Annotated in this window: 19 protein-coding genes, 1 tRNA gene and 2 pseudogenes; 14 read left to right on the forward strand and 8 right to left on the reverse strand. The window is 71.7% G+C overall.

From position 1 onward, the window contains the following. The first annotated feature begins 77 nt into the window (after positions 1–77). Together JN350_RS11315 and JN350_RS11320 are read left to right on the forward strand one after the other, a co-directional pair. Positions 78–150 (forward strand) — tRNA-Val (locus JN350_RS11315). A gap of 25 nt (positions 151–175) precedes the next feature. Further along, positions 176–373, forward strand: coding sequence for a hypothetical protein (locus JN350_RS11320; RefSeq protein ID WP_205462265.1), 198 nt, complete (start codon positions 176–178; stop codon positions 371–373). Between the two features lie 171 nt (positions 374–544). On the opposite strand, the gene JN350_RS11325 is transcribed toward JN350_RS11320, so the two are convergent. Next, on the reverse strand, positions 545–1,426 hold the full coding sequence (locus JN350_RS11325; RefSeq protein WP_205462266.1) for an NAD-dependent epimerase/dehydratase family protein: 882 nt from the start codon (positions 1,424–1,426) through the stop codon (positions 545–547). Between the two features lie 81 nt (positions 1,427–1,507). Here JN350_RS11325 and JN350_RS11330 point away from each other — a divergent pair, with 81 nt between their 5' ends. After that, positions 1,508–2,086: a TetR/AcrR family transcriptional regulator gene (locus JN350_RS11330; protein ID WP_123292596.1), complete on the forward strand. Its 579-nt coding sequence runs from the start codon at positions 1,508–1,510 to the stop codon at positions 2,084–2,086. Between the two features lie 87 nt (positions 2,087–2,173). Here JN350_RS11330 and JN350_RS11335 read toward each other — a convergent pair whose 3' ends face one another. From JN350_RS11335 to JN350_RS19445, 3 genes are all read right to left on the reverse strand, one after another. Further along, complete coding sequence (locus tag JN350_RS11335) at positions 2,174–3,340, reverse strand: N(5)-(carboxyethyl)ornithine synthase (protein WP_205462267.1); 1,167 nt, start codon at positions 3,338–3,340, stop codon at positions 2,174–2,176. An 88-nt stretch (positions 3,341–3,428) separates the two neighbouring features. After that, positions 3,429–3,851, reverse strand: a complete 423-nt coding sequence (locus JN350_RS11340; RefSeq protein ID WP_240347724.1) for an HAD family hydrolase — start codon at positions 3,849–3,851, stop codon at positions 3,429–3,431. Further along, positions 3,734–4,129: an HAD family hydrolase gene (locus tag JN350_RS19445; protein ID WP_240347758.1), complete on the reverse strand. Its 396-nt coding sequence runs from the start codon at positions 4,127–4,129 to the stop codon at positions 3,734–3,736. Before JN350_RS19445 ends, JN350_RS11340 begins: the two co-directional genes overlap by 118 nt. Before the next feature lie 43 nt (positions 4,130–4,172). Here JN350_RS19445 and JN350_RS11345 point away from each other — a divergent pair, with 43 nt between their 5' ends. Next, positions 4,173–4,505, forward strand: coding sequence for an ASCH domain-containing protein (locus JN350_RS11345; protein WP_240347277.1), 333 nt, complete (start codon positions 4,173–4,175; stop codon positions 4,503–4,505). 108 nt (positions 4,506–4,613) lie between these two features. Here the strand turns inward: JN350_RS11345 and JN350_RS11350 are convergent, their stop codons facing one another. Together JN350_RS11350 and JN350_RS11355 are read right to left on the reverse strand one after the other, a co-directional pair. Beyond that, complete coding sequence (locus JN350_RS11350) at positions 4,614–5,117, reverse strand: hypothetical protein (protein ID WP_205462269.1); 504 nt, start codon at positions 5,115–5,117, stop codon at positions 4,614–4,616. A gap of 54 nt (positions 5,118–5,171) precedes the next feature. Next, positions 5,172–6,179, reverse strand: a complete 1,008-nt coding sequence (locus JN350_RS11355; RefSeq protein ID WP_205462270.1) for a helix-turn-helix transcriptional regulator — start codon at positions 6,177–6,179, stop codon at positions 5,172–5,174. Positions 6,180–6,414: 235 nt separating this feature from the next. On the opposite strand from JN350_RS11355, the gene JN350_RS11360 reads away from it, so the two are divergent. The 8 genes and pseudogenes from JN350_RS11360 to JN350_RS11395 form a co-directional block, all read left to right on the forward strand. Further along, positions 6,415–7,455 carry an LLM class flavin-dependent oxidoreductase gene (locus JN350_RS11360; protein ID WP_205462271.1) on the forward strand — a complete coding sequence of 347 codons (1,041 nt, stop codon included), beginning with the start codon at positions 6,415–6,417 and terminating at the stop codon, positions 7,453–7,455. A 28-nt stretch (positions 7,456–7,483) separates the two neighbouring features. Continuing rightward, on the forward strand, positions 7,484–8,881 hold the full coding sequence (locus tag JN350_RS11365) for an LLM class flavin-dependent oxidoreductase (protein WP_205462272.1): 1,398 nt from the start codon (positions 7,484–7,486) through the stop codon (positions 8,879–8,881). Then, positions 8,878–9,762, forward strand: a complete 885-nt coding sequence (locus tag JN350_RS11370) for an NtaA/DmoA family FMN-dependent monooxygenase (RefSeq protein ID WP_205462273.1) — start codon at positions 8,878–8,880, stop codon at positions 9,760–9,762. Before JN350_RS11365 ends, JN350_RS11370 begins: the two co-directional genes overlap by 4 nt. A 492-nt stretch (positions 9,763–10,254) precedes the next feature. Beyond that, entirely contained in the window at positions 10,255–11,817 is a 1,563-nt protein-coding gene (locus JN350_RS11375; RefSeq protein ID WP_205462274.1) for an ABC transporter substrate-binding protein, read from the forward strand. Then, a complete protein-coding gene (locus JN350_RS11380; RefSeq protein ID WP_205462275.1) occupies positions 11,814–12,797 on the forward strand; it encodes an ABC transporter permease in 984 nt (327 codons plus the stop codon). Before JN350_RS11375 ends, JN350_RS11380 begins: the two co-directional genes overlap by 4 nt. Then, the gene (locus JN350_RS11385) at positions 12,794–13,690 is read left to right on the forward strand and encodes an ABC transporter permease (RefSeq protein ID WP_205462276.1); all 897 of its coding nucleotides are present in this window, start codon (positions 12,794–12,796) and stop codon (positions 13,688–13,690) included. The genes JN350_RS11380 and JN350_RS11385 overlap by 4 nt, the downstream gene beginning before the upstream one ends. A 131-nt stretch (positions 13,691–13,821) precedes the next feature. Next, positions 13,822–14,190, forward strand: a pseudogene (locus JN350_RS20900) (ATP-binding cassette domain-containing protein); the annotation flags it as partial. 452 nt (positions 14,191–14,642) lie between these two features. Further along, a pseudogene (locus JN350_RS11395) lies at positions 14,643–15,266 on the forward strand (ATP-binding cassette domain-containing protein); the annotation flags it as partial. 113 nt (positions 15,267–15,379) lie between these two features. Here JN350_RS11395 and JN350_RS11400 read toward each other — a convergent pair. After that, positions 15,380–16,216, reverse strand: coding sequence for an alpha/beta fold hydrolase (locus JN350_RS11400; RefSeq protein ID WP_205462277.1), 837 nt, complete (start codon positions 16,214–16,216; stop codon positions 15,380–15,382). A gap of 207 nt (positions 16,217–16,423) precedes the next feature. On the opposite strand from JN350_RS11400, the gene JN350_RS11405 reads away from it, so the two are divergent. Then, entirely contained in the window at positions 16,424–16,738 is a 315-nt protein-coding gene (locus JN350_RS11405) for a hypothetical protein (protein WP_205462278.1), read from the forward strand. Between the two features lie 23 nt (positions 16,739–16,761). On the opposite strand, the gene JN350_RS11410 is transcribed toward JN350_RS11405, so the two are convergent. Further along, the gene (locus JN350_RS11410; protein WP_111085665.1) at positions 16,762–17,094 is read right to left on the reverse strand and encodes a hypothetical protein; all 333 of its coding nucleotides are present in this window, start codon (positions 17,092–17,094) and stop codon (positions 16,762–16,764) included. A 104-nt stretch (positions 17,095–17,198) separates the two neighbouring features. Between JN350_RS11410 and JN350_RS11415 the strand changes: the two genes are divergently transcribed. After that, positions 17,199–18,134 (forward strand): helix-turn-helix domain-containing protein, encoded by a 936-nt coding sequence (locus tag JN350_RS11415; protein WP_240347726.1) that lies wholly within the window; start codon positions 17,199–17,201, stop codon positions 18,132–18,134. The last annotated feature ends 25 nt before the right edge of the window (positions 18,135–18,159 follow it).

Genomic DNA, 18,159 nt, shown 5'->3' on the forward strand with positions numbered 1-18,159 from the left:
AGCCGAGCGCTGAACTGGCCAGCGGCCGGGCTGTCCAGCGCAACGATACGGGGGATCGACCTCTAGGATCGTGTCGCGGGCTCTTAGCTCAGTTGGTAGAGCACTTCGTTTACACCGAAGTGGTCGGCGGTTCGAGCCCGCCAGAGCCCACCGCAGACGCGATCACGGGGGTCCGATGAACAGCCGACGACACGAGCCGGTCCGACAGCACTCCGTCGACTCCTTGCCGGGAACGAGTGGGAACCCGGTCGCGCCGTTCCAGCGCGACCACCAGCCCGGACAGGGTCCCATCCGTCACGACTGGGTGTACCTCGTCCCGGTCGGCGCGGTCCTGATCGGCGGGGTCATCGCGTTCTTCGTGTGGGGGAACTGACCGCACCGCCTGACCGACCGCACCGCCTGACCGACCGCACCGCCTCACCGACCGCACCGGTCCGCGCGACCGAGGCGGGGCAGGTCACGCGCGCCGACGGCGGACGGGAGGCACGGTGCGGGCCCGCACCTCGCCTCCTATCCGTCCCTCGGTCGCGCCCAGGGCGCGACGTCAGCGCTCGATGTGTTCCAGGTCCGCCAGCAGCGATTCGTGGACCGGCTCCCAACCGAGCGTGCGACGCGTGTGCTCGCTCGACGCCGGCTGGTCCATCACGAAGATCGGGGCGAACGCCCCGAACGTCACGTCCGCGACGCGCTCGACCGGCAGTCCGAGCCGTCGGCCGATCACCTCGGCGAGGTCGCGCACCCGGTCGCCCTCGTCGGCCACGGCGTGCCAGACCGTGCCGGCCGGTGCGACCTCCAGTGCCAGCCGGAAGAGCACGGCGGCGTCCCGAGCGTGCACGGCGGGCCAGCGCTGTTCGCCGTCTCCGGGGTACCCGGCCACACCGCTGCCTCGGGCTGTCTCGGTGAGGATGCCCGCGAAGCCGCCCGCGCCGTCGGCGTGCACGGTCCGCGGCAGGCGGATCGCGGACACCCGGACGCCGCGCTCCGCGAGCTCGAGCGCGGCGAGGACCGATCGGGCGCGGCCGGCGACCGGTCCCTCGAGGGGCAGAGGGTCGGCCTCGGTCGATGCCCTGCCCGGGACCCACGGCGTGCCGGACACGACGACGAACGGGCGGTCGGAGCCGACGAGTTCCTCGCCGAGTACGGCCATCGCAGCCGCTTCCTCGGCGATGCCCCGGGTCAGGGCCTCCGGCGAGCTGAAGTCGTTCGAGAACGCGAGGCTGACGACGCCGTCGGCGGCGCGCGCACCGGCACGGAGGACGTCGAGCTCGCTGAGGCCGCCCCGGACCGGTTCGGCTCCCGCCGCGGTGAGGGCTGCAGCTGAGCGTTCCGAGCGGGCGAGCGCAGTGATGCTGTGGCCTGCGGCGATGAGTTCGGCGACGACGGCCGTTCCGATGGTGCCGGTGCCGCCGGTGATGAAGACGCGCATGGGATCCTCCAGTGATGGGACAAGTGTCTCGTCACCGTACACCCGCGATGAGACAATTGTCCCGTCCCGTAGGATGCTCCCATGGCGCGATGGGAACCGGGAGCTCGGGAACGGCTGGTCCTGGCCGCCGTCGACCTGTTCTCCGAACAGGGGTACGACGAGACGACCGTGACGCAGATCGCCGAGCGAGCGGGGGTCACGAAGAGCACCTTCTTCCGACACTTCCCGGACAAGCGCGAACTGCTCGTCGCCGGGCAGGAGACGCTGAGCCGCTTGTTGTCCGAGGGGATCACCGACGCAGCGCCCGAACGTTCACCGCTCGACGCCGTCGCCGCTGGGCTCGAACGTGCATCGGGCGAGATGGGTCCGATGAACCGCGAGCTGGGACCGCGACTCAAGGCCGCGGTCGCCGCGAGCGCCGAGCTGCAGGAGCGCGATGCCCTGAAGAGCGTCGGGATGGCCGCCGCGATGACCGATGCGCTCATCGAGCGCGGGGTCGCGGAACCGACGGCCCGGCTCGCGAGCGAGATGGGCGTGCTCGCCTTCAAGCAGGGGTTCGACCGGTGGGCCGGTGCGGCACGCGCTGATGACGACGGACTCGCGGGTCATGCGCTCGCAGCGTTCGCCGAGCTGCGGGAGGCTGCTGCGGCGCTCCGGTGAGCACCGCCGACGCGGTACGACAATGCCGTTGTCGCACGACGTCGACCTCGTCGTTCCGCATCGGGTCAGCGCCGACCAGCGCCCGCGTCAGCCGCCCACCACGTGCGGGTACTCGTCCGAGCGCCCCTGGAACGCGAGGATCGCCGGGTTGCGCACGTGGCCGTCCTCGATCTCGACGGCGCGTCGGATCGTGTCCGAGTCGGCCCACGCCGACGTGCCCTCCATGACCGGTCGGAGGAACGGCATGAGTGCCTCGCTGATCTCCCACGTCGTCGAGTTCCAGAGCAGCGACGGGCTGTGGTCGACCGCGTAGTAGTTCGTGCTCTCGCCGACGGTGGTCATCGGTTCCGCGAAGGTCGTCGCCTGCGCCCACTCGAACCCCATCCCCACGTCGATCGAGACGTCGACGATGAGGCTGCCCGGACGGAACACGCCCAGGTCCTCGGTGCGCAGGTACGTGAGCGGAGCGTTCGGGTCCTGGAGCGTGCAGTTGACGACGATGTCGTTCTCGGCCAGGTACGGCGCCAGCGGCACCGGACCGTCCTCGGTCTTCACCGTGTTGCCGCTGGGGTCGTGGTCGTCCTGGCTGATCTGCAGCATGTCGACGGAGGGGATCGGCGACCCCACGGCCGCGATGTCGCGGTTGGTCAGGACGCGGACGTCGTGGATCCCGTGGGCGTTCAGCGCGGTGACGGCACCGCGGGCGGTGGCCCCGAAGCCGATCACGACCGCGGTGAGGCGGCGGCCGTAGTCCCCGGTGGAGCCGCAGAGCTGCAGGGCGTGGATGACGGAGCAGTAGCCCGCGAGTTCGTTGTTCTTGTGGAACACGTGCAGGCTGAACCCGCCGTCCGACCGCCAGTGGTTCATTGACTCCCACGCGATGAGGGTCAGGCGCTTGTCGATCGCGACCTGGGTGAGGGCGGGGTCCTGCACGCAGTGCGGCCAGCCCCACAGGACCTGTCCGTCCCGCAGGTCCTCGAGGTCGGACACCTGGGGTTTGGGCAGCAGCACGACGTCCGACGCGGCGATGACTTCGTCTCGGTCCGCCATGGCGCCGACGAGGGGTTCGAGTTGGTCGTCCGTGACGCCGAAGCGGCGACCGTACCCGCGTTCCAGGATGATGTTCGCGCGCAGGTCTGGGTCGATGCGCTCGAAGTGGGCGGGATGGATCGGGAGGCGGCGTTCGTCGGGTTTCCGCGACTCGGCCAGCACCCCGAGGTGCAGCAGCGGCGATGCTGCCGGTGTTTGGGTCATGGTGCACTCTACGGCCGCTCGCCGCCGCCGAGCGGCCGAGTGGCCGAGCCGCCGAGCCGCCGAGCCGCCGGGCGGCCGAGCGGCCGAGTCACCCGCGGCGGTCGCCGAGCGCCGTGAGCACCAGGGTCTCCATGTCGGGGCCGTCCTGGGCCCCGTGGTCGATCAACAGCCCGTGCATCCCGGCGGCCCGGGCCGCCTCCACGTCGTGCGCGACACTGTCCCCGACGAACAAGCAGCCGCTCGGCTCGACGCCGAGTTCGGCGGACAGGGTCTCGAACGCTCGACGGTCCGGCTTCTGCACGCCGATCCGCTCCGAGGTGCACACGACGTCGACAGCGTCGAGCAGGCCGGTCCGGCGCAGTTTGTCGACCTGCTGCGTCTCGGTGCCGTTCGTCAGCACGCCGATGCGGTACCCCTGGAGACGGAGCGTCCGCAGCAGCGGCAGGCTCCCCGGGTACGCGCGCCACGATGCCTCGTACTGGCGCCGGTAGGCGTCGAAGAGCTCGTCCAGCCCCCGTCGTCGGCGGGCATCGGCACGCCGAGCGCGGGCAGGACGGCCCGGAGCCGTTCGCGCCGCTGCTCGGGGAAGCTGATCTGCCCGGCTCGCCACCGCTCGAACTGCTCGGTCTCGGCGGCGAACCAGCGGGCGATGGCGAATGCCGAGGCGGGCACGTCGAGCGACTCGAGGAACCGGGCGGCACCGGCGGTCGCTGCGCCACGGTGGTCGAACAGCGTCCCGTCGAGGTCGAACCCGATCCCGCGGAGCCCCGACGGTGATCGGTTCGCCATGGACCCAGGATGGCGCAAGACTGGAGCGGTGTCTCCCGATGCCGTGCCCCAGACGATCCACTTCCACCAGAAGCACCACGACGCCGTCCACCGCGGCGACAAGGTCACGACGGTGCGCTGGAACGAGGACGTCCGCACCGGCCCCGCGGTGTTCGTCTTCGACGAGCACCCCTCGGCGACGCCGTTGGCCGGCCGGGTCACCGAGGTGACCGCCCACCGCCTGGCGGAGCTCACCCCTCGGGCGGCGCACCAGCCGGCCGACACCGACATGGTCGACTTTGCTCGACAGCTGCGCGCCAACTACTACCCGGACATGCCGGACGACGCGGTGGTCCAGGTCGCGGTCATCGCGCTCGACGCGACGCCGTCTGCGTGACGTCCGGCAGGGCGGTGGACGAAGCGACCTGACGGACGGGAGGCGCGGTCCGGGCCCGCCCCGCGCCTCCCGTCCGCCCGTCGGCCCTGCCCAGGGCGCGTGGCAGGATCAGCCGTCGGTCTCGCCGTCGACGCAGTCCTCGACCTGCTGCGCGAGCTGCGAGTCGTCGCTGAACGAGCTCGGCGCCGCGGTCGCGGCGGTGTCCGACACCGCGTCCCGCGCGGTGTCGTTGACGGCGTAGAGCGGCCCGTCGAAGTCGTCGGCGGTCGGGTCGGCGGTGCTCGCCCAGACCGACACGGCGTCCTCCTCGTCGTCCTCGTTCGTGTCGTCGTCGCCCTTCGACATGATGGTGGCGCCGAGGTACCAGCCGCCGTCGCCCTTCTGGATGTTGGCGGCGGTGACGGTGTCGTCCGGGCCGACGGCGTCCGCGATGAGGTCGACCGCGGCACCCGAGGCGAGGTCGCACTCGGCGGCCTGCGACTTCTCCTCGGAACCGAGGAGCTGCCCGACGGGGTTCGGGTTCTGGGCTCCGCCGGGGTCGCAGCCGGTCAGCAGGAAGGCGATGGTGGCGGCACCGAACAGCGTCGTGGCGGTCTTCGTCAGCGTGGACATGGGCGCGACGGTAGGCGACGGGGGATGCGCGACGACCCAGGTGCGTCCGGCCGGTCAGCGGTGCAGCGTCGTCTTCGGGTACTCCCCGTAGCGGGTCGTGTACTCGGCGGAGAACCGGCCGAGGTGCGCGAAGCCCCAGCGCCGGGCGACCTCGCTGACCGAGCTGCTGGCGGCGTCCAGGCGGAGCAGGTCGCCACGGACCCGCTGCAGCCGGACGGAGCGGACGTACGCAGACGGCGGCATCCCGAACAGCCGCTGGAACGACTCCTGCACGGCGCGGACGCTCAATCCGGACACGGCCGCGAGGTCCGACACGGCGATGGGTTCCGCGGCGTGCTCGTGCACGTGGTCGACCGCGCGGCGGATGCGGGCGTTCCGCGGTGCCCACAGGGCGCTCGACGGTTCGGCGGCCTTCGGCGGGTAGAGGGCGAGGAACGCGACGGCCACGGCGCGTGTGGCGTCCGACCACGCGGTCGTCGCGACACCGTGCTCGGCGAGCACCCGCCGCGCGGACTCGAGGACCTGACGCCACCGGGTGACGGCGTCCGCGGTCGGTGCGGTGTGCTCGTCGAGGTGCAGGCCGCCCGAGGGCAGGCCGTGGCGCTCCTCGGCGACGGAGCGGACGAAGGCGCGGTCGAGGTGGACCATGACCGCGTCGTGGTTGCGGGCCTCGACCACGGCGCGTCGTTCGGTGGGCATCAGTGCGGGGGTGCCGTTGTCGACCGCTCCACCGCCGCGGAGCAGGTCGAGCGAGACGACACCGCCGAGCACCAGGACGACGACGTACGCGTCGTCGGGGGCCACGGTGCCGCGGACGTAGCCGCGCATCTGCGACCGGCGCAGGGTCACGTTGCCGTCACCGACGGCCAGGTACCGGAACGAGTACGCGCCGGTGGTCGGACGGGTCTGCCAGGCGGTGCCCGACACGAGGCCCGGCAACTGCTCGAGGGCCTGTTCGGGCGTGGACGCGGAGGCTTCCAGGCGGACCGGTGCGACCGCGGTCACGGTGGTCTGCTCGGAGGTGTTCGCGGATGACGTCTCGTCGACGGATTGCTGCGGCACGGTGAATATCCCTGATCGTCTCGAGGAACACAGGAGTTCCGGCGACCGGGGTCCGGGGCAGCTGCCGCCAAGCTACGTCGGTCCTGCTCCGGGCACAAGAGCGGGGATGATGCTCCTGTCCCGAGTTGCGCGCGCTCTCCTACGTTCCGTGACGAATCACTGCGCTGCGTTACGTCGCCGCTCGTGCGCGTCGCTCGCTCGTGTTTGCATCGCTCCACTGACGAGGGAGTGTTGCATGACGCACGTCGAACGCACCGCCCGCGCGGCCACGGTGCCGCTGCGGATCGCGGTGTTCTCGCACGGCACCGAGGCACCGCCGGCGACCCGGGCCTACCGCGAGGAGCTCGAGCTGTTCACCGCGGCGGAACGCCTCGGCTACGACGGCGCCTGGGTCCGCCAGTTCCACTTCCGGCACGACGACGCACCGGCTCGCGGCGGGTTGCCGTCCCCGTTCGTCTTCTTCGCCGCCCTCGCTGAACGGACATCCACCCTGCGCCTCGCGCTCGGCGCGGTCACGCTGCCGCACGAGGACCCGGTCCGGGTCGCGGAGGACGCCGCCGTCCTCGACGCGATCAGCGACGGCCGGGTGGAACTCGGCGTCGCGAACGGTGGCGGCCCGGAGACCCTCGACGTCTTCGCCCCCGGTCTGGTCGGCGCCGACCACGACACCCGTCGTGCCGCGTTCGACGAGCAGCTCGCGCGGCTGCTCGACGCGCTGCGCGGTGCGTCACTCGGCACGGGGACCGCACGCCTCAACCCGGACGGCAGCGGGCTGCTCGACCGGATCTGGGACGCCACGCTCAGCGCCGAGAGCGCCGCCATCGCCGCCCGTCGGGGGCACGGGGTGCTGATCGGCACCACGCAGACCGTGCCGGCCGAGGTCACCGCGGACGCCTACTACGCCGCGCTGCCGGACGACGCCGTTCCCCGCGTCGCACTCTCGACGGCGATCTACCCGGCCCCGGACCGCGAGACCGCGTTGCGCGAAGCGCGTGCGGGCATCGAGGCGAAGTACGCGTGGGGCGAGTCGTTCCTGCCGCCGGCGACGACCCTGGCCGAGAAGGCCGCGTCGCTCAACCTGCACTACGGCACGGCCGACGACATCGCGGAGTCGATCGCGTCGAAGCCGTACTCGCGGTACGCGACGCAGCTCAACGTGCAGGTCGACGACGGCTACGCCGACGTCGGTGCACGGACGGACGCCCTCGCGCTGTTCGCCGAACAGGTGGCCCCGCAGGTCGGCGCCGTCCTGGCGCACGAGGCGGTGACGGCATGAGCCGCGACGGCGGCCTGGTGCTCGGGGGATGGTGTTCTACCCCGGTGGCGAGCACGTCACGAGCTGGCGTCTGCCGGGCAGCGAACCGGACGCCTACCTGGACGTCGAGTACTACGTCCGGTTCGCGCAGACGCTCGAGCGCGGTGGGTTCGCGACGCTGTTCATCGCCGACGAGCTGTACGTCTGGGACCGCTTCGCGTCGGGCATCGACCACGCCGTGAACATCCGCACCGAGCCCTTCACCCTGCTCGGTGCCCTGTCGCAGCGGACCGAGCACATCGGGCTCGCCGCGACGGTCTCGACCACCTACAACGAGCCGTACCACGTGGCCCGCAAGCTGGCGTCGATCGACCACCTGAGCGAGGGCCGGGCCGCCTGGAACCTCGTCACGAGCGCCTCGGACGAAGAGGCCTGGAACTTCGGTCGCGACGCGAACCTCGACCACGCCGTCCGCTACCGTCGGGGTGCCGAGTTCGCCGACGTCGTGCAGGGCCTCTGGGACAGCTGGGACGACGACGCGTTCCTGTACGACCAGGAGTCCGGCTACTTCGCGAAGCGCGACGGACTGCACGTGCTCGACCACGAGGGCGAGTTCTTCCGCGTGCGCGGGCCGCTCAACATCGCCCGTCCGCCGCAGGCCCACCCGGTGCTGTTCCAGGCCGGGGCGTCCGAGGCCGGCCGTGCGCTGGCCGGTGCGAAGGCCGAGGGCGTCTTCACCCTCTGGCAGGACGACCTCGCCGACGCACGGGCCCTGTACGCCGACTACAAGCGCCGCGCGGTCGAGCACGGACGTGACGCGTCGTCGATGCTCATCCTGCCTGCGGTGTCGCCGGTGATCGGCGACACCGAGACCGACGCGCTGCGGCAGCTCGACGAGATCGAGGAGCTGACACCGGACCGCGTCTCGCTCGACCTGCTGTCCCACTACCTGCAGACCGACCTGTCCGACCGGCCGCTCGACGCACCGTTCGAGCACGTCTTCGACGAGACGGCGATCAACCAGTCGAAGTCCGTGTACGAGTCGATCCGCCGCATCGCCGCCGAGGCCACCACGCTGCGCGAGGTGTACCGGACGATCCTGCGCCGGCGGTTCCTGCCGGGCACGCCCGAGCAGATCGCCGACTGGCTGACCGAGCGGTACGAGCAGGACGCAGCCGACGGCTACATGCTCGCGTTCTCGTCGATCCCGGTGAGCGTCGACCGGTTCGTCGACCAGGTCGTGCCGGAGCTCGAACGCCGAGGTGTGTACGACCGCGCCTACCGCGGCGACACCCTGCGGGAGCACTTGGGACTGTCGCGCCCGGCGAACACGCTGCGGGCGCGAGACGGTGCCGTGGAGGCCGGGAGGCCCGACACCGGACCCGACGTCGGTGACGCTGGTCGGGCCTCCCGTCCAGAGCCCGCAGAACGCGGTGCGGGCGCATGAGCGGCCGCATCCTGCTGGGGGCGTTCGCCTTCCACCCGGGCGGCGCGCACGTCACCGGGTGGCGGCACCCGTCCTCGCGCCCCGCCGAGCACCTGAGCATCCGGCACCACCGGCACATCGCGCAGACCGCCGAGCGCGGGGTGTTCGACACGATCTTCCTCGCCGACGGCCTGTACTTCTGGGACCGGTACCCGTCGGGCGTCGACCACTACGGTGCGCTGCGGCCCGAACCGTTCACGCTGCTCGCCGCGCTGTCCCAGGTGACGTCGCGGATCGGCCTCGCCGCGACCGTGTCGACGACGTACAACGAGCCGTACCACGTGGCCAGGACCCTCGCCTCGCTCGACCACCTCAGCGGTGGGCGAGCCGCGTGGAACCTCGTCACGAGCCGTTACGACGAAGAGGCCCGCAACTTCGGTGGTGACGCCCACATCGACCACTCCCGGCGGTACGAGCGCGGTCGCGAGTTCGTCGACGTCGTGAACGGTCTGCTGGACAGCTGGGACGACGACGCGATCGTGGCCGACCCGGCGTCCGGGGTCTTCGCGCGCCGCGACGGCCTGCACCGTCTCGACCACGAGGGCGAGTTCTTCCGGGTGCGCGGGCCGCTCAACATCGCCCGGCCGCCGCAGGGCCACCCGCTGCTGTTCCAGGCCGGCGGGTCCGAGTCCGGGCTGGAACTCGCCGCGGACACGGCCGACGCGGTGTTCACCCGTGGTGGCTCCACCTCGGACGTCCGACGCTTCGTCGACGACCTGCGCGGCCGGGCCGTCCGGCACGGCCGCTCCGCCGACGCGGTGAAGATCATGCCGTCGGTGATGCCGGTCGTGGGGAGACCGCCGCCGACGCCCGAGCGGAGGCGGACGCGATCCTCGCCCTGACGCCGGACGCCCTCATCCTCGAGGACGTGTCGCACCAGATCGGGCAGGACCTGTCCGGCCGCGACGTCGACGTGCCGTTCGACTACGCCGAGGAGTTCGACACCTCGAACGAGACCCGCTCGCCGAAGCCCGCGGTCGACCGGCTGCTCGCCGACGGCCCGGCGACGCCCCGCGACGTCTACGCGTGGTCGTACCGCTGCAGCCTGCTGACGGGTACCGGACCGGAGATCGCCGACCGGTTCGAGGAGCTCGCCGATGACGGTGGCGCCGACGGCTTCATCGTGCAGTTCCCGTACCTGCCCGGCGGGATCGACCGGTTCGTCGACCACGTCGTGCCGGAACTGCAGCGCCGCGGCCGGACCGCCACGGCGTACGACGACCTCACCCTGCGCGAGCGCTTCGGACACCCCGGGTGCCGGACCGCGCGCACCGCTGACCGCTCCACTCCTCCCAGCACCGCACCCCTGCACCCCGAACCCCTAGGAGTCATCCGTGACCGTCGACCTCACGTCGCGGCGGCGTCGCCTCAAGCGCCTCGCCCTCGCGGCCACCGCGTCCGCCCTCGCCCTCACGCTCGCCGCGTGCTCGTCCGGCGGCGACGCCTCGCCCGGATCGTCCTCGGACACCGGCACCTACACGCTCGGGCTCCAGGAGCCCGACAGCACGATCAACCCGCTCACCACCTCGGACTACAACGCGATGTTCATCGTGGGGCTGGCGTCCGAGGGCCTGCTCAGCCAGGACGCGAAGGGCAAGCTCGAGGGCCGTCTGGCCGACTCGTGGAAGGCATCGTCCGACGGACGCACCTGGACGGTGCAGCTCCGCGACGACCTGCAGTTCTCCGACGGTGCCGCGCTCACGAGCAAGGACGTCGTCGCGACGTTCGACTCGATCATCGGCAAGGACAGCCAGTCGCCCGGCAAGTCGAGCTTCGACGGCATCCTGCAGTCGGTCGCCGCCGACGGTGCCTCGACGATCGACTTCACGCTCGCCAAGCCGTACGCCGACTTCCCGTACCTGCTCACGGGCTCGAACACGACCATCCAGCCGGCCGGTTTCGACGCGTCGACGAACTGGGCCAAGCAGCCGGTCGGCGCCGGGCAGTTCGTGCTGACGAAGTACTCGGCGGGTCAGGGCGCCACGTTCACGAAGAACCCCGACTACTGGGACGCGAAGGACGTGAAGCTGCAGCAGGTCGACGTGAAGTTCTACGCCGACGACCAGGCCCAGCTGCTCGCGTTCCAGAGCGGTGAGATCGACCAGATCGCCGCCAGCCCGACCGCGACGTCGACCCTGCAGGCCTCGGACTACAACGAGACCGAGCCGTACTTCAACAAGTTCGACGGCATCTTCCTCGACGTCACCAAGGCGCCGTTCGACGACCCGAAGGTCCGTGAGGCCTTCGCCCTCGCGCTCGACCGCGAGGAGATCGTCAAGACGGTCTACGGCGGCGCAGCCGAGGTCGGCAACGACACCACGTTCTTCCCGAGTTCGGCGATCCAGCCGAAGGGGCTCGAACAGCGCGAGCAGGACAGGGCGAAGGTCGCGGACCTGCTCGGCGGCACGACCGTGTCCTTCGAGATCACGACGCTCGACGCGGAGAAGTCCCTCGCCCAGGTGGTGCAGCAGCAGCTCGAGGCGGTCGGCGGGTTCGACGTCACCCTCAAGGTGCTGACGAGCGCGCAGTACTACGCCGACGGCGACGACACCCCGTGGCTGAACGCCCCGGTGACGATCACGAACTGGGCGCAGCGCCTGCCCGCACAGTACGTCGACCTGATCTACCGCGACGGCGCGGTCTGGAACGCGTCGAAGTACTCGAGCCCGGAGCTCGAGCAGCTGACCGACCGGTACGAGTCGACGACCGACGAGTCGGAGCGGCAGGACCTGGCGAACCAGATCGCGGAGATCGAGTGGACCGACCTGCCCGTGATCGTCCCCGCGTTCGCGTCGAGCAGCATCCTGCTGCAGAAGCGCGTCACGGGCACGTTCCGGTCGGGGCAGGACTTCCCGGGCGGCTTCGACTTCCGGGGCATCGGGGTCACCGCGTCATGAGCACCGCGCGCCGCCGTCGTCTGCTGACCCTGGTCGGGCAACGGGTCGTCCAGATCCCGCTCGTCCTGGTCGTGGTCTCCGTCCTGACGTTCTGGCTCGTCCAGGTCGTGCCGGGTGACCCGGGCCGGAACGCCCTCGGGCAGTACGCGACGGCGGCGCAGGTGCGCGCGTGGAACGTCGACCACGGGCTCGACGGGTCCCTCGTCACCCGGTACCTGCACTGGATCGGCGGGTTCGTCACGGGGGACTGGGGCACGAGCTTCGTCTACTCCGAGCCGGTCCGCGACCTGGTGCTCGGTCGCCTCGGAAACTCCCTGCTGCTCGGCGCGTACGCGTTCGTCATCATGGTGCCGGTCGCGATCACGCTGGGCGCCGTGCAGGCGTACCGGCAGGGCCGCCGCTCCGACCGCGCCGTCACGGTCGGGCTGCTGACGATCTCGGCGGTGCCGGAGTTCGTCGTCGGGATCGTGCTGCTGCTCGTCTTCGCGGTCTGGCTGCGGGTGGTGCCCGTGCAAGCCTCCGGCGCGCTCGACGCCGGGTTCGGCGAGCGGCTCCGGGTGCTCACGCTGCCCGCCGTGGTGCTCGCACTGGCGTACCTCGCCGTGCTGACCCGGATGGTGCGTGCGGGGACGATCGAGACCATCCGGTCGCAGTTCCACCGCACCGCCGTGCTCAAGGGCCTGACCACCGGCCAGGTCGTCCGCCGGCACGTCGTCCGCAACGCGCTCATCCCGACGTTCTCGGTGCTCGGCATCTACCTCGGCACCCTGCTGGGCGGCAGCGTCATCGTCGAGACCCTGTTCTCCTACCCGGGCCTCGGCGCGCTGCTCGTGTCGGCCGCCGAGCGCAAGGACGCCCTGCTGCTCGAGAGCGGGGTGATGCTCGCCGGGGCGCTCTCGCTCGGCGCGCTCCTGCTCACCGACCTGCTGTTCGTGGTGGTCGATCCCCGGATCCGCTTCGAACGGGCGGCCACCGCATGACCGCCGTCGTCCCCGGTGCCGTCGAGACCGATGCCCTGGCCGGAGGTCCGCCGGCGTCGACCACCACGGGCACCGCACGGGTCACCCGCCGCGGCTGGCGCGGACTGCTCCGGCGTCCCACGTTCCTGGTCTCCGTGGCGATCCTGCTCTGGTGGGTCGTCCTGGCCGTGGGCTGGCACCTGCTCGGCCTGCAGCCCTTCGCCCGCACCGGCGAGCTCCTGCAGGCACCGAGCGCGGCTCACTGGTTCGGCACCGACTCGCTCGGTCGCGACGTCTTCGCCCGCGTCGCCGCCGGGGCCCGGCCGGCGCTCGTCATCGGCCCGTTCGGCGCGGCACTGGCGACCGTCGTCGGCGGCACCCTGGGCCTGCTCGCCGGCTACCACCGCGGCTGGGTCGACACCGCCCTGATGCGGTTCTTCGACGTGCTGCTCGCGTTGCCCAGCCTGATCTTCCTGGTCGTCCTCGTCGGTGCGTTCGGGGTGTCGACGCCCGCGCTCGTCCTCATCGTCGGCGTGCTCTTCGCCCCGGGCATCGCGCGGATCGTCCGGGCCGCGGTGCTCGTCGAGATGGGCAAGTCCTACGTCCAGGCCGCACGGCTGCAGGGCGAGAGCTCCGTCCGGGCGATGGTCACCGAGTTGCTGCCGAACGTGATCGGGGTCTTCGTGATCCAGGCGGTCCTGAGCCTCGGTGCCGCGATCTTCATCACCGCGTCGCTGTCGTTCCTCGGGCTCGGTTCGCAACCGCCGGCCGCCGACTGGGGACTCGACATCAACGCGAACCGCGCCTACCTGCAGGCCGCGTGGTGGACGGTCGTGTTCCCGGGTGTCGCCGTGGCGTCGATCGTCGTGTCCGCGAACCTGATCGCCGACAACCTCAAGGAGGTCTCCGAGTGAGCGAGCAGCCCCGGACCGCCGGCACGACCGACGCGCTGGTCCGCGTCGATGGACTCACGGTGTCGTACCGCGGCACCCGGGTGGTCGACGACGTCGCGTTCGTGATCGAGCCCGGTGGCTCGTACGGGCTCGTGGGCGAGTCCGGCTCCGGCAAGAGCACCGTGGCCGGCACGCTGACGGCGTCGCTCGGCCCGGACGCCGCCGTCGAGTCGTCGGCGCTGGTCGTCGACGGCGTCGACGTCGCGTCCCTGCGCGGTGAGCGGCTGCGGCGGTTCCGGCGCGACGTCGTGGCGGTCGTCCACCAGGAACCCGGCCTCGCCCTCAACCCGACGATGACGGTCGGACGCCAGGTCGCCGAGGTGCTGCGCGCCACGGGCTCCGGCCGCGCGGCTGCGGACACCGCGACGATCGAGGCGTTCACCCGCGTCGGGCTGCCGTCGCCGACGACGATCGGCGTGCGGTACCCGCACGAGCTGTCCGGCGGTCAGCAGCAGCGCGTCGCGATCGCCATGGCCCTGGTGGCCCGTCCGCGCCTGCTCGTGCTCGACGAACCCACGACGGGCCTGGACAGCACGGTCGAGGCGGGCATCATGGCGCTCATCGACGAGCTCCGGACCGAGATCGGCTTCGCGACCCTGCTCATCAGCCACAACCTGCCGCTGGTCGCGGCGCACTGCGGCCGGGTCGGGGTGCTCCGTCACGGGGTGCTCGTCGAGGAGGGCACCGCAGCCCAGGTGCTGCTCCACCCCACCGAGCCGTACACGAAGCAGCTCGTCGACGCCCTGCCCGACATCACGACGGGCAAGACGGGAACGACAGCCGAGACCGCGCAGCACGACGTGCTCGCGACGATCAGGGGCCTCCGCAAGGAGTACGACGGCGCCGTCGCCCTCGACGGCATCGACCTCGAGCTGCGCCGCGGTGAGGTGCTGGGCGTCGTGGGGAGTCCGGCTCCGGCAAGACGACCTTCGGCCGAGCCCTCGCTGGACTGGTCGGACACGACGGCACGATCACGCTGGACGCCGGCGACCAGACGCCGACCGGTACCCCACCCGTGCAGGTCGTGTTCCAGAACGCGGACGCCTCGCTCAACCCGCGGCGCACCGTCCGGCAGGTGCTCGGACGGGCGATCCGGCTGCTGCACGGCGACGGCACCGCCGAACAGCTCGCGGCGCGTGTCGGGCTGCCCGCCGACGTCCTCGACCGCCGGCCCGACCAGCTGTCCGGCGGGCAGAAGCAGCGCGTCGCCATCGCCCGGGCGTTCGCCGGTCCGGTGCCGCTCGTGGTGTGCGACGAACCGACGTCCGCCCTCGACGTCTCGGTGCAGGCGCGGATCCTCGACCTGGTGCTCGACCTGCAGCGCACCACCGGCACGACCTGCGTGTTCATCTCGCACGACCTCGCCGTCGTGCGCCGGGTCGCCGACCGCATCGCGGTCTTCGACGGCGGTCGTGTCGTCGACGTGGGCCCCGCGGAGCGGCTGTTCGACGCGGACGCACACCCGCGCACCCGCGAGCTCGTCGCGGCCGCGCTCGACCTGCGCCGGCGCGCCGGTCTGGTGGCTCCCGCGGCCTGAGTGGGGCCCTGGACCCGCGCACGTGGCGGACGGCAGGCCCGTGGCGGATCCGCCGCGGGCCTCCCGTCCGCCTGTCGGTCGCGCCCACTGCCGCGGACGCCGAGCGTTCCGCGCTACTTTGCCAGGAACTCCAGCACCACGCGGTTCCACTCGTCGGGGTGGCTGACGTTGACGCCGTGCGGACCACCGGACACGACGTGCAGCTCGGAGCCGGCGATCGCGGCGTGCGTACGGGCACCCGAGCCCTCGAACGGCACGGTCGCGTCGCCGTCGCCGTGGATGACGAGCGTCGGCACGGTGACCTTCGACAGGTCGTCACGGAAGTCGGTGTTCGCGAAGGACGCCATCGCCTCGAGCGCGGCGGTCTTCGACGCCTGCTTCGCGAGCGTGAGTGCCTGCTGCCGGTCCTCCTCGGAGACGACCAGGGTGCCGTCCACCGAGAAGAACTCGGTCGTGAACTGGTCGTAGAACGCGTCCTCGTCCTTCGTCAGGCCCGCGGTCATCTCGGCCGCCTGCTCCTTCGGCAGCGGGCCGTCCGGGTTGTCCGACGTCTGCAGCAGGTACGGCGGGACGGCGGAGGCGAAGACGACGCTGTGCAGCCGCTCGGTGCCGTACTTCGAGAAGTAGCGGGCGACCTCGCCGCCGCCCATCGAGAAGCCGACGAGGGTGACGTCCCGCAGGTCGAGCTCGGTGAGGATCGTGTGCAGGTCCTCGGTCAGGTGGTCGTAGTCGTAACCGGTCTTCGGCTTGTCGCTGCGACCGAAGCCGCGACGGTCGTAGGTGACGACGCGGTGTCCGGCGTCGACGAACGCCGGGACCTGCTTGCTCCAGGACTCGCCGGAGAGCGGCCAGCCGTGGATCAGGACGACGGTGCGGCCGGAGCCGCCGGTGTCGTCGACGTGCAGGTTCGTGTCCTTGAAGAGCCCGTGGTGGGCGGTGATCTCGGTCAAGAGTCGCTTCCTTCCCGCGCCGCACGGGTGGCGGCACGCACCTCGTTGCTACCAGCGGGATCCCGAGCGACAGCGCGGAGCGGACAGACACCTCGGCGCCGTCTCCGGGTCCGCTGTCTGTGACGCATCCGGCGACCACGGCCTACTGTCCAGCAGGATCAGGGAACCGTCACCGCGGCGGGTGCCCCTCGTCACGAGGGAGCGCCGATGAAGTACGTCAACTACGCGGGAGCCGTCCGGGTCCTGACGGGCGACGCCGTGGCCGACGCCGTGATCCGGTACGCGGCCGCCCTGCACCAGAGCCGGTTGAGCGACGTCGTGTCGGTCCCGACGACCGACGAGTTCGGCGCGGCCAGCACGGTGGAGCTGCTCCTCGCACCCGCGGTGGCGGTCGCTCTGGAACCGGCGCCGGACGACGACCTGGAACCCGAGGGCGGGGCGTTCCTGGCTGACCTGAGCCGACGGACCGAGGCGGTCCTGGCGGTCGACTCCAGCAGGTTCCCGACCGACCTCGGCCGGTGACGGCCGCAGCGACCGCGCTGCGGTCAGGCGACCGGTCCGTCGCCCGTCAGGTCCGAGCGGGTGTCGGCGTGGATCGTCTCGGGGTGGTCGAACGTCCGCGCCGCCGCCCGCAGACGTTCCACGAACTCGCCGTTCTCGACCTCGAGCTCGTCGTCGTCCGCATCGACGACGACGATCTCGCTCGACGGGCCGATGAGCATCTTCGTGGTCGTCATCGTGCCGTCCTCCGCCACCGTCGGGATCGCGATCGCGTCCGCGCGGCTGCCGCCTGCGAGCGCTGCGGCGTACTCGATCACGGCGTCGGCGACGTCGTCGCTCGTCAGGAACGTGGAGCGGTCGTACTGGATGTACTTCATGTCGGATCAGTCAAACGCGCGGATGCTGGTCGACGTCCAGGAAACCCGGCGCGTCGTGCGTTGCGCGGATGCCGACATGTCGCGAGGATCATCACGTGCCCGAGATGATGCACCGCACGCAGCGGGAGATCAGGACAGACGAGCCGTCGGTCGCGGCCGAGGCGCTGTCGGTGACCCACGTGACCCACGGACTCACCGTCGAGGCGACCGGAGCGGGCTTCGTCTTCGAGGAACGCGTGCGGGGCACCGCCCTGCTCTCCCTCGAGTCGACGCGGTGCACGGGCGCCCTGAGCGGCGCGGTCGAGCCGGGCCGGGCGATGATGATCGTCTGGGTGAAGTCCGGTTCGGCGCACGTCGACGACAACCCGGTGCAGATCGGCCGCCCGGTGCTCTACCGCCAGGACCCTCAGCGGTTCCGGTGGGTGGACTTCCAGCACGACGTGCTGCGCATCGACCGGACGATCGTCGAGCAGGTCGCCGCCGAGCGCGGTGACTGGGCGCCGGGTCCGCTCGAGTTCCGTCCCCGACACGTGCCGGAGGGTGCGCCGCTCGCCGCCTGGTGGCTCATGGTCCGGTCGGTCGCGCAGGAGGTCCTGCAGGGTCCGACGGACGTGCCGCTCGAGCGGGAGCGCGAGCTCGCCCGGTTCGCCGCCGGCGGCTTGCTGACCGCGATCCCGCACTGGCCGGTGGGGCAGCACGAGCCGGTGATGGCGTCGACCGCGCGCTTCGCCCGTGCCGAGACGTTCCTGCTCGACCACGCGACCGAGCAGATCACCGTCAACGACGTCGCCGAGGCCGCGGGGCTGAGTGTCCGCGGGGTGCAGGCGGCGTTCCAGCGGCACCACGGCATCACGCCGACGATGTACCTGCGTCGGATCCGGCTCCTGCTCGCCCGGGAGCAGCTCGAGGCGGGCGACGACCGCAGCGTCGCCGAGATCGCCCGGGCGACGGGGTTCGCGCACCTGGGCCGGTTCGCCGGGAGCTACCGGCAGGAGTTCGAGGAGCTGCCACGGCAGACGGCGCTGGCGGCGCGGGAGTAGCGGTCCGGGGCATTACCGCAAGGAT

The sequence above is a fragment of the Curtobacterium sp. 24E2 genome, assembly GCF_016925595.1.
In the GTDB taxonomy this organism is placed as follows: domain Bacteria; phylum Actinomycetota; class Actinomycetes; order Actinomycetales; family Microbacteriaceae; genus Curtobacterium.

Excerpts from the sequence above, each read along its gene's own strand:
- JN350_RS11335 (WP_205462267.1), bottom strand. The coding sequence starts at position 3,340 with ATGACCCAAACACCGGCAGCATCGCCGCTGCTGCACCTCGGGGTGCTG.
- JN350_RS11415 (WP_240347726.1), top strand. The coding sequence starts at position 17,199 with ATGATGCACCGCACGCAGCGGGAGATCAGGACAGACGAGCCGTCGGTC.
- JN350_RS11350 (WP_205462269.1), bottom strand. The coding sequence starts at position 5,117 with ATGTCCACGCTGACGAAGACCGCCACGACGCTGTTCGGTGCCGCCACC.
- JN350_RS11370 (WP_205462273.1), top strand. The coding sequence starts at position 8,878 with ATGAGCGGCCGCATCCTGCTGGGGGCGTTCGCCTTCCACCCGGGCGGC.
- JN350_RS11380 (WP_205462275.1), top strand. The coding sequence starts at position 11,814 with ATGAGCACCGCGCGCCGCCGTCGTCTGCTGACCCTGGTCGGGCAACGG.
- JN350_RS11385 (WP_205462276.1), top strand. The coding sequence starts at position 12,794 with ATGACCGCCGTCGTCCCCGGTGCCGTCGAGACCGATGCCCTGGCCGGA.
- JN350_RS19445 (WP_240347758.1), bottom strand. The coding sequence starts at position 4,129 with ATGGCGAACCGATCACCGTCGGGGCTCCGCGGGATCGGGTTCGACCTC.
- JN350_RS11320 (WP_205462265.1), top strand. The coding sequence starts at position 176 with ATGAACAGCCGACGACACGAGCCGGTCCGACAGCACTCCGTCGACTCC.
- JN350_RS11330 (WP_123292596.1), top strand. The coding sequence starts at position 1,508 with ATGGCGCGATGGGAACCGGGAGCTCGGGAACGGCTGGTCCTGGCCGCC.
- JN350_RS11405 (WP_205462278.1), top strand. The coding sequence starts at position 16,424 with ATGAAGTACGTCAACTACGCGGGAGCCGTCCGGGTCCTGACGGGCGAC.
- JN350_RS11365 (WP_205462272.1), top strand. The coding sequence starts at position 7,484 with ATGGTGTTCTACCCCGGTGGCGAGCACGTCACGAGCTGGCGTCTGCCG.
- JN350_RS11360 (WP_205462271.1), top strand. The coding sequence starts at position 6,415 with ATGACGCACGTCGAACGCACCGCCCGCGCGGCCACGGTGCCGCTGCGG.
- JN350_RS11325 (WP_205462266.1), bottom strand. The coding sequence starts at position 1,426 with ATGCGCGTCTTCATCACCGGCGGCACCGGCACCATCGGAACGGCCGTC.
- JN350_RS11410 (WP_111085665.1), bottom strand. The coding sequence starts at position 17,094 with ATGAAGTACATCCAGTACGACCGCTCCACGTTCCTGACGAGCGACGAC.